The 10717-nt window shown below is 65.6% G+C and carries 1 protein-coding gene; it reads left to right on the forward strand.

Annotation, left to right across the window (positions count from 1 at the left end):
- Positions 1–78 precede the first annotated feature (78 nt).
- The gene (locus MKZ87_RS22025; protein ID WP_266201987.1) at positions 79–10605 is read left to right on the forward strand and encodes an autotransporter-associated beta strand repeat-containing protein; all 10527 of its coding nucleotides are present in this window, start codon (positions 79–81) and stop codon (positions 10603–10605) included.
- Positions 10606–10717 lie beyond the last annotated feature (112 nt).

The following is a 10717-nucleotide window of genomic DNA, read 5'->3' on the forward strand; positions in this document are numbered from 1 at the left end:
GCGCTCTTGATGCGCGTGTTCGATTTGCCTGCCGTTGCGCGCTTTCAAGGATGAAATTGACCACGAAAGGAGTATCCCGTGGAAGCAAGGTTTGGTGTCGCCCTCGTTTCGCGTTTTTCCCCGCTTTCCCTTGCTGTGCACCTGAGCGTTGCCGGATTTCTGTTCGGCGGTGTCAGTGCACCGGCGCTTGCAACCTGTTCCACTGCCGGATCCACGGTGACCTGCACCGGGGTGCCGAGTCTGCCGCTGTTTCTCAATGACTTCAGCAGTGCCAGCAACGGCCTGACGGTCAACGTCAACTCGGGCGCGCAGATGAACGCGACGCTCGGCGGCAAGGTGCTCAACCTGACGGGCGTCAACATCAGCCTGAACAACTCCGGCACCATCGACCCTGCATTGCTGGGCCTGGTGTCCGTGCTCAGCGGCGGCGCGTTCATCGGAACGGGCGCCTCCAGCACGGTCAGCGTGCTCAACAACGCCAGCGGCCTCATTCGTGGCACCGGCATGTTGCTCGGCCTCAACCTGACCAGCATCGATGGCCTGGGGATAGGGGTCAACAATGCGGCGGCCGGCACCACCACCATCACCAACAACGGGACGATCACCTCGACCGGTCTGTCGGTGGGCGGGATCACCCTGGCCGATACGCCGGTGGTGGGTGTGTATGGCGGTTCACAAGTCGTCATGAACAACAGCAGCACCGGCACGATCAACGGCCGGGTGGCCTTCGAGACATCGGCGGCGGGTAATACTTTCACCAACGCCGGTAACATCACCGGCAGCGTGTCGATGGGCGCGGGCAGCACCAATACGTTCTACGCGATCACCGGTTCGAGCGTAAACGTCGGTGACGGCGTGCAAGTCACCGTCGGCCTCGGCGGCCTGATCGGCATCAACCTGACCTTCGCCCCGACCGGTACGATCGATGGCGGTGCAGGTGGCACCAATACCCTGATTCTGCAAAACCCCATAGGTGTCGGCGGCGGCACCACCGGTTCAGGCACGGCGTCCAGCGCCACCTATGTCAACTTCAACAACCTGACCCTCAACAGCGGCACCTGGACCCTGCAGGGACCGTTGGTCAGCGGGGCGACGACCCTCAATGGCGGTGTCGCGCTGTTCAATGACAATGGCGCGTTCGGCAGCGGTGTATTGACGTCCAATGGCGGCATCCTGCAGGCCAGCACTGCCGGACTGAACATCAGCAACCTGATCTCGCTGGGTGCCGGCGGCCTGACGGTGCAGGGGACCAACGCCACAACGCTCAGCGGCGTGCTGTCCGGCAGCGGCGGCCTGACCAAGATCGGCAGCGGCCAGCTCAACCTCAACGGGGTCAATACCTACACCGGCAGTACCGTGCTCAATGGTGGCGTGGTGCAGGTGGGGAACAATCAGGCCTTCAGTACCGGCGGCATTACCGTTGGCGGCGCGTCGAGCATTTCGGCCTCCGGCCCGATTTCGTTGAACAACGCGCTCACCCTCAACAGCACACTGACGGCGACCGGCACCGGGGCCCTGACCCTGGGCGGGCTGATCAGCGGCGCCAGCGGCCTGACCAAGACTGGCAGCGGCAGCCTGACGCTCAGCGGCGCCAACACCGGTTACAGCGGCACCACGACCCTGAGTGCCGGCACCTTGCGCGTCGGCAACAACAATGCCTTGGGCACCGGGGTGCTCAACACCGCCACCGGCACCAGCCTGGACAGCACCGCCAACGTGACGTTGGCCAACAACATCGGCATCACTGGCGCGTTGAACGTGCTCGGCAGCAATGCCCTGACCCTGTCCGGCATTCTCTCCGGCACCGGCGCGATTACCAAGAGTGGCACGGCCAGCCTGACCCTGACCGGCAACAACACCAACAGCGGCACCACCGCGCTCAACGGCGGTACCTTGCTGGTCGGCAGCAACACCGCCCTCGGCACCGGCGCGCTGAATGCGGCGGCGGGTACCACGCTGGATGCGACCACGGCGGTGACCCTGGCCAACGCGGTGGCGCTGGCGGCGGACCTGACCATTGGCGGAACGCAGGCACTGGGCCTGAGCGGGGTCATCAGCGGTGCCGGCAACCTGATCAAGAACGGCACCGCGAACCTGACCCTCAGCGGCAATAACACGTTCTCCGGCGGTACGACGCTGAATGCCGGGACGCTGATTGTCGGTTCCAATACCGCGCTGGGCACGGGCGCACTGACCACGGCGGCGGGCACTACGCTCGATGCCAGCGCCACCGTGGCGCTGGGCAATGCCGTCGCGCTCGGCGGCAACCTGAACATTGCCGGCAACGCCAACCTGACCCTGGGTGGCGTGGTCAGCGGCAACGGCGGGCTGACCAAGAATGGCGCGGCCAACCTGATTCTCAGCGGCGCCAACACCTTCCTCGGCGGCACCACGTTGAATGCCGGTACTCTGACTGTCGGCAATGCCGGCGCACTGGGCAGCGGCAGCCTGACCGTCGCCAACGCCGCGACCCTGGACAGCAGCGCCGCCGTCAGCCTGAACAACGACGTAGCGCTCAACGGCAATCTGAGCATCGGCGGCAGCAATGGCCTGACCCTGGGCGGTGTCATCAGCGGCGCCAGTCAATTGATCAAGAACGGCACCGCCAACCTGACCCTCAACGGCGTCAACACCTTCACCGGTGGCACGGCGCTCAACGCCGGCAGCCTGACCGTCGGCAACGCGGCGGCTCTCGGCACCGGCACGCTCACCGTCGGTGGCTCGGGCGGCTCGCTCAACAGCAGCGCCAACGTCACGCTGAACAATGCGATTGCCCTCAACGCCAGCCTCACGGCCGGTGGCGCCAACCCGCTGACCCTCGGCGGCGTGATCAGTGGCGGCAGCAACCTGATCAAGACCGGCGCCTCGACGCTGAGCCTGACCGGCAACAACACCTACACCGGCAATACGGCGTTGAATGCCGGGACCCTGAGCGTGGGCTCCAACACCGCGCTGGGCACCGGTGTACTCAATGCGGCAGCCGGCACCACGCTGGATGCCAGCACCGCGACAAGCCTGGCCAACAACGTCAACCTCGGCGGCAACGTGACCCTCGGCGGCAGCAATGCCCTGACGCTCAATGGTGTCGTCGCCGGTGTCGGCGGCCTGATCAAAAACGGTCCGGCCGATCTGATCCTCAACGGCGCCAACACCTACTTCGGCAACACCGCGTTGAACGTCGGCAAACTGATCGTCGGCAGCAACATCGCGCTGGGCAGTGGTGTGCTGAATGCGGCCGCCGGCACTACGCTGGATACCAATGCCACCGTCAGCCTGGGCAACCAGGTCAACCTTGCCGGCGCGCTGAATGTCGGTGGCAGCGCCGACCTGACCCTCACGGGCACCGTTGCCGGGGCCGGCAGTCTGGTGAAAAACGGTGCGGCCAACCTGAATCTGAACGGCACCAATACCTACATCGGCGGCACTACCTTGAACGCCGGTACCGTGACCGTCGGCAACAGCTCGGCACTGGGCACGGGGGCCTTGACCGTCGGCGGTGCCGCGACGCTCGACAGCAGTTCCTCGCTGGCCAGCCTGGCCAACGCGGTTGTCCTTAACGCAGCGCTCAGTGTCGGCGGTACCCAGAACCTGGCCCTCGGCGGTGTCGTCAGCGGCGCCGGCCAGTTGATCAAGAACGGCGCGGCCAACCTGACGCTCAATGGCAGCAACACCTTTGGCGGCGGCACCACGCTCAATGCGGGCACGCTGACGCTGGGCTCGGCCGGTGCCCTGGGCAGTGGCGGCCTGACCGTCGGTGGCGCAGCAACGCTGGATAACAGCAGTGCGCTCAGCGTCGGCAACAACATCACGCTCAATGCCGACCTGACCGTGGCCGGCAACAACGGTCTGAACCTCAGCGGGGTGATCGACGGTGCGGGCAACCTGATCAAAACCGGCCTGGATGACCTCGCCCTCAGCGGCACCAACACCTTCACCGGTGCGCTGAACATCCTCTCCGGCAGTGTCAGCACCCTGACCGGCGGCGCACTCGGCAATACCTCCGGCGCCAACGTCAGCGCCGGCGCCAGCCTCAACCTCGGCAGCAACGCCAGCCTCAATGGCCTGAGTGGCAGCGGCGGCGTGCAGATCGGCGGCGGTAACACTTTGACCGTGGGCGGGGTCAGCAGCACCAGCACCTTCGACGGCGATCTCAGCGGCAATGGCGGTTTGACCAAAGTCGGCACCGGCACACTGAACCTGACCGGGATCAATGGCCTCGTCGGCAACACTGCCGTCAACGGCGGCACCCTGAACCTCAGCGGTTCGCTGGCCAGCGCCCAGGTCAGCGTCAATACCGGCGCGAGCGTCACCGGCAGCGGTTCGATTCTCGGAACCCTCAACGTCAACAATGGCGGCCACCTGGCGTTGTCTTCGGGCAATACCCTGTCTGCCGCGTCACTGGTTCTGGCTGCCAACAGCAATATCGATGCGAACCTCGCGACGCCATCGACCACCTCCCTGATGAACATCGGCGGCAACCTGACACTCGACGGCAATCTCAACGTTACCGATGCCGGCGGATTCGGCGTCGGGGTCTATCGCTTGTTCAACTACACGGGGGCACTGACCGACAACGGCCTGACCGTGGCCGGTGTACCTGTGGGGTTTGGCCTGGGCGATCTGGTGGTGCAGACCTCGGTCGGTAACCAGATCAACCTGTTGGTGTCCGCGCCGAACGCCAATATTCGCTTCTGGGATGGCAGCCAGACGATCCCGAACGGTACGGTCGATGGCGGCAGCGGAGCATGGGATGCCGTCAACACCAACTGGACCAACGTCAACGGGACGCTCAACCAGAGCTGGGCCGGCGACTTCGCGGTGTTCCAGGGCACGGCGGGCACGGTGTCGGTCAACGGCACGCAGCTGTTCACCGGGATGCAGTTCCTCACGGACGGCTACAACGTGGTCAACGGTACGTCGGGACTGCTGACCGCCGTCAACGGCAGCGGCGGCACCACGGCGATGCGGGTTGATCCGGGCGTGACTGCCACGGTCGGCGTGAACATTGACGGCAGCGGGATTCTCAACAAGCTCGACAGCGGCACCCTGGTGCTCAACGGCGCCAACAGCTACACCGGCGGCACGCAACTCGATGGCGGCACCCTGGTGGTCGGCAGCAATACCGCACTGGGCAGCGGCGCGCTGATCGCCAACGCCGGCACGCAACTCGACAGCAACACCGCCGTGACCCTGACTAATGCGACCACGCTGAACGGTAACCTCACCGTGCTGGGCAGCAATGCGCTGACCCTCAACGGTGTCATTTCCGGTACCGGTGGCTTGATCAAGAACGGATCGGCCAGCCTGACGCTCGGCGGCAACAACGCTTTCCTCGGCCCGGTGGCACTGAATGCGGGCGGTCTGATCCTGGCGTCGAACGCGGCGCTGGGCTCCGCCACCCTGAACGCGGCGAACGGTACCACCCTGGATGCCAGCGGCGCCGTCACGGCGGGTAATGCGATCAACCTGGCAGGCAACCTTGGCGTGGTCGGCAGCAACGATCTGACACTCAGCGGAGCCATCAATGGCGCCGGCAGCCTGACCAAGAACGGCGCAGCCAATCTGATCCTCAGCGGTGCCAACAACTTCCTCGGTGGCATCACCCTCAATGCCGGCACCCTGACCGCCGGCAGCAACGGCGCCCTCGGTCTGGGCAACCTGACCGTGGCCGGTGCCTCGGCGCTGGACAGCAACACCTCGGTGTCGCTGGGCAACAACGTGGTGCTCAACGCCAATCTGACCAACACCGGCAACAGCGATGTGACCCTCGGCGGTGTGGTCAGCGGCAGCGGGGCACTGATCAAAAACGGGGCCTCCAACCTGACCCTCAACGGCATCAACACCTACAGCGGCGGCACCACGCTGAACGCCGGCACCGTGACCCTTGGCACCTCGGCGGGCCTGGGTTCCGGCGCGGTGACCGTGGCGGGCGCCTCGACTCTCGACAGCACGGCGCCGCTGGTGCTGGCCAACAACCTCAACGTCAATGCCAACCTGAGCGTGGCCGGCAACAACAACCTGACGCTCGGTGGCGTGATCGCCGGCGCGGGCACACTGACCAAGAACGGTCTGGCCGACCTGACGCTGACCGGCAACAACACCTTCAGCGGTACCTTCGACGTGCAGGCCGGCAGCCTCACCACGCTGGGCAACTCGGCGCTGGGCAGCAACGCCGGGGTCAATCTCGGCGCTGCGGCGACCCTCAACCTCGGCGGCTCCGGCAGCCTCGCCAGCCTGACCGGCAGCGGCACCGCACTGATCGGCGGCGGCAACACACTGAGCATCGGGGGTAACAACGCCAGCAGTATTTTCGACGGCGTGCTCACCGGCACCGGCGAACTGAGCAAACTCGGCACCGGCACGCTAACCCTGACCGGCCTCAACAGCCTGACCGGTAACACCACGGTCAACGCCGGTACTTTGAACGTCAGCGGTTCGCTGGACAGCGCCAGTGTGCTGGTCAACAGCGGCGGCACCCTGACCGGCAGCGGCTCGCTCGGCGGGGCCGTGACCGTGGCGGACGGCGGCCATCTGGCCGGCGCTACCGGCAGCACGCTGTCGGTGAATTCGCTGGTGTTCAACGCCAACTCCAACTTCGATGTCGGCCTCGGCACACCGGTTTCCGGTGGCGGCAACGCGCTGGTCAACGTCGGCGGCAATCTGACCCTCGACGGTACCCTCAACGTCAGCGATATCGGCGGATTCGGCAGCGGCGTGTATCGCCTGATCAACTACACCGGCGGCCTGACCGACAACGGCATGCTGATCGGCACCGTGCCGGGCAGCGTCACGCCGGGCGACCTGACCCTGCAAACCGCGCTGGCCAACCAGATCAACCTGCTGGTTACCGCACCGGGCGTTACCGTGCAGTTCTGGGACGGCAACCAACTCGTCGCCAACGGTTCGGTGGATGGCGGCAGCGGCACCTGGGGCACCGGCACCACCAACTGGACCGACGTCAACGGCACCACCAATCAGGCCTGGGGCAACAGCTTCGCGGTGTTCCAGGGGACGGCGGGCACCGTCACGGTGAACGGTGCGCAAACCATCACCGGCATGCAGTTCGTCACCGATGGCTACAGCCTGCAGAACGGCACGGCCGGTTCGCTGAATCTGGTCAACGGATCGCTGGGTAACGCGACCGTGCGGGTCGACCCGAACGTCACCGCCACCGTGGGCGTGGCGCTCAACGGCGCCGGCACACTGGGCAAGTACGACACCGGCACCCTGGTGCTCAACGCGGCCAACGGTTACACCGGCGGCACCGCGCTCAACGGCGGCAAGATCGTGGTCGGCAATAACTCGGCCCTTGGCACCGGCGTATTGACCGCCGCCAACGGCACGGCGCTGGACAGCAACACAGCGGTCAGCCTGGCCAACGCCGTGGTGCTCAACGGCGGACTCACCGTCGCCGGCTCCAACGCATTGACCCTCGGCGGTGTGGTCAGCGGCAGCGGCAGTCTGATCAAGACCGGCGCATCGAGCCTGACCCTCAACGGCAGCAACACTTACAGCGGCGGTACTCAACTGTCCGGCGGCTCGCTGATCCTGGGCAACAACAGCGCGATCAGCAGCGGTGCCCTCAGCGTGCTGGGCAACGGCACCCTGGACAGCACCTCTGCACTGCAACTGGCCAACGCCATCAACCTGGGGGCGCAACTGATCCTGGCCGGCAACCAGGACACCACGCTGATCGGCGCGATCACCGGCAGCGGCAGTCTGGTGAAAAACGGCAGTGGCGACCTCGTCCTCAGCGGCGCCAACACCTACAGCGGCGGTACGACGCTGAACGGCGGCAGCACCCGTGGCGACACCAGCAGCCTGCAAGGCGCCATTGTCAACAACGCGACGCTGACCTTCGAGCAGAACAGTGACGGCAGCTACACCGGCAATCTGACGGGCGCCGGCACACTCAATAAAACCGGTACCGGCGCCTTGCTGCTGACCGGCAACAATACCTTCACCGGCAACACATCGGTGCAGGCCGGTTCGCTGAACGTCATCGGTGTGCTCAACAGTGCCAACGTCAATGTCGCCAGCGGGGCGAAAATCGGCGGCAGCGGCGTATTCGCAGGCGCCGTACAACTGGCCAACGGTGCGACGCTGACGGGCGGCGGCACTGCAACGCCGTTGTCGGTCGGTTCGCTGGCGTTGTCGTCGGGCACCAACCTGGACTTCTCCCTGGGCTCGGCTGCGAGTTCCACCACGGTGGTCAACGTCGCCGGCAACCTGTCCCTCGACGGCACGCTGAATATCAGCAACGCCGGCGGTTTCGGCACCGGGGTCTATCAACTGTTCAGCTACGGCGGCAGCCTGACCGACAACGGTCTGGTCTACGGCAGCCTGCCGGTGTCGGCGGCCAACCTGACCCTGCAGACCGCGCTGGCCAATCAGGTCAACCTGCTGGTGCAGAACACGCCGGGTGAAGTGCAGTTCTGGAACGGCGGCACCACCAACCCGGATGGCAGCATCGGGGGCGGAAGTGGCGTGTGGGGCCCGGGCACCAACTGGACCGATCCGAGCGGTACTCAGGCGCTGGCGTCGAACGGTCAGTTCGCCGTGTTCGGCGGGCAGAGCGGGACGGTCACCGTGCAAGGCAATCAGAACTTCACCGGGTTGCAGTTCCTCGCCAGCGGTTACAACCTGGTTCCAGGTGCTGGCGGTACGCTGACCCCGGTCAACGGTCCGGGCGGCAGCCTCGCGCCGGTGCGAGTGAATGCCGGTGGCAGCACGGAAATCTCCGTACCGCTGGTGGGCAGTGGCGGCATCGAGAAGCTCGATTCCGGCACTCTGGTTCTCAGCGGGGCCAACACCTACAGCGGCGGCACCACCGTCAGCGGCGGTACGCTGATCGGTAATACCCTCAGCCTGCAAGGCAACATCCTCAACAACGCCTCGCTGGTGTTCCAGCAGAACGCCAATGGTCAGTTCAACGGACGCCTGAGCGGTGTCGGAACCATGGCCAAACGCGGTGCAGCACGCTTGCTGTTGACCGGTAATCAACCCTTCAGCGGCACCGTGGCGGTGGATCAAGGTGTGCTGCAAGTCGGCAGCCGCGCGGCGCGAGCCTCTCTCGCCGGGCAGGTCACCGTGGCCAATGGCGCAGGCCTGAGCGGGAATGGCAGCGTCGGTTCGGTGGTCAACCATGGCGTGGTGGCTTCCGGTGGCGAGGACGGCACCTTGAGTGTCGCCGGCAACCTGAGCAACGCCGCCGACGGTGTGCTGGCCCTGACCGTCAGCTCGCCGACCGCCACACCGCTGGCGGTCGGTGGTAGCGCCACCCTGGGCGGCGGTCTGCAGGTCAACAGTCTGGCACCGTTCACCGGCAATACCGTGTACTCGCTGATCACTGCCGGTGGCGGGGTGAGCGGCACCTTCAGCACCGCCGATCTGCCGCAATACGCGTTCCTGAATACTGCGCTGGTGTACGACGCCAACGCGGTGAATCTGGTGGTCAGCCGCAACGGCAACTCGTTCGTCGACGTCGCCGCCACCCGCAACCAGCGCAACACCGCTTCGGCGTTGATGCGCAACGGCGCGGCGGGCAGTGCGTTGCAGGGCGAAATCGTCAACCTCAGCGTGGCCGGGGCACGCAACGCCTTCGACAGCCTGTCGGGGGAAATTCATGCCAGCACCGCCAGCGCCATCCTCGAGGATTCGCGCTACGTGCGCGACGCGGTCAACGACCGTATGCGCCAGCCATCGTGCAGCGCGCCGGACGATCCACGCCGCGCCCTGGCCCCAAGCGACAACCAGCTGAGCAGCAACGGCTGCCACGGCGAAATGGTCGGTTGGGCCCGTGCCCTCGGCGCCTGGGGCGAGTCGGACGGCGACAGCAACAGTGCGAAACTGGATCGCAACCTGAGCGGCTTCATGCTCGGCACCGACAAGCAGCTCGACGACCAGTGGCGCGTCGGCATGGCCGCCGGTTACACCCGCAGCGATCTGGATGCCCATGACCGTCGCTCGGATGCCACGGTCGAGAGCTACCACCTGGCGGCGTACCTCAACTCGCAATTCGACGCTTTGGCAGTGCGTCTTGGCGCGGCGTACAGCTGGCACGACATCGAAACCAAGCGCGATGTCAGCGTCGGCGCCTACAACGACCGGTTGAAGGCCAATTACGACGCGCGCAGCGCTCAGGTGTTCGGTGAAGTCGGCTATGCCATCGAAGCGGCCGGAATTGCCCTGGAACCGTTCGCCGGTCTGGCGTACGTCAACTACGACAGCGACAAGGCCAAAGAGAAGGGCGGAGCAGGGCGTCTGCGCGCCGAGTCCGATCAGGACATCACCTTCTCGACCCTGGGCGTGCGCGCCGGCAAGGTCATCACCCTGGCCAACGGCGGGCAATTCACCCCGCGTGCGGCGCTCGGCTGGCGGCATGCCTTCGGCGACACCAAGCCTGACGCCGACCTGACCTTCATCGACGGCGGCGCCTCGTTCAACACCCAGGGCGTGCCGATTGCCAAGGACAGCGCAGTGGTCGAAGCAGGCGTGGACTTCCAGATCAGCCCGACCGGCAAACTTGGCATCGGCTATTCGGGGCAGCTGTCGAACGAGAGCAACGACCATGCGATGACCATCAGCTTCAGCCTTGGGTTCTGATTCAGGAGCGAAGCACTTCAGCCGCCCGCAAGGGCGGCTTTTTTTTGGTTCTTCACGGATTACCGGGAAAGACGCTCTTGATCTTCATGAAAAAGAATTCGCTATCCCGGTA

It is taken from the genome of Pseudomonas sp. MCal1, assembly GCF_026341415.1.
Classification (GTDB): Bacteria; Pseudomonadota; Gammaproteobacteria; order Pseudomonadales; family Pseudomonadaceae; genus Aquipseudomonas.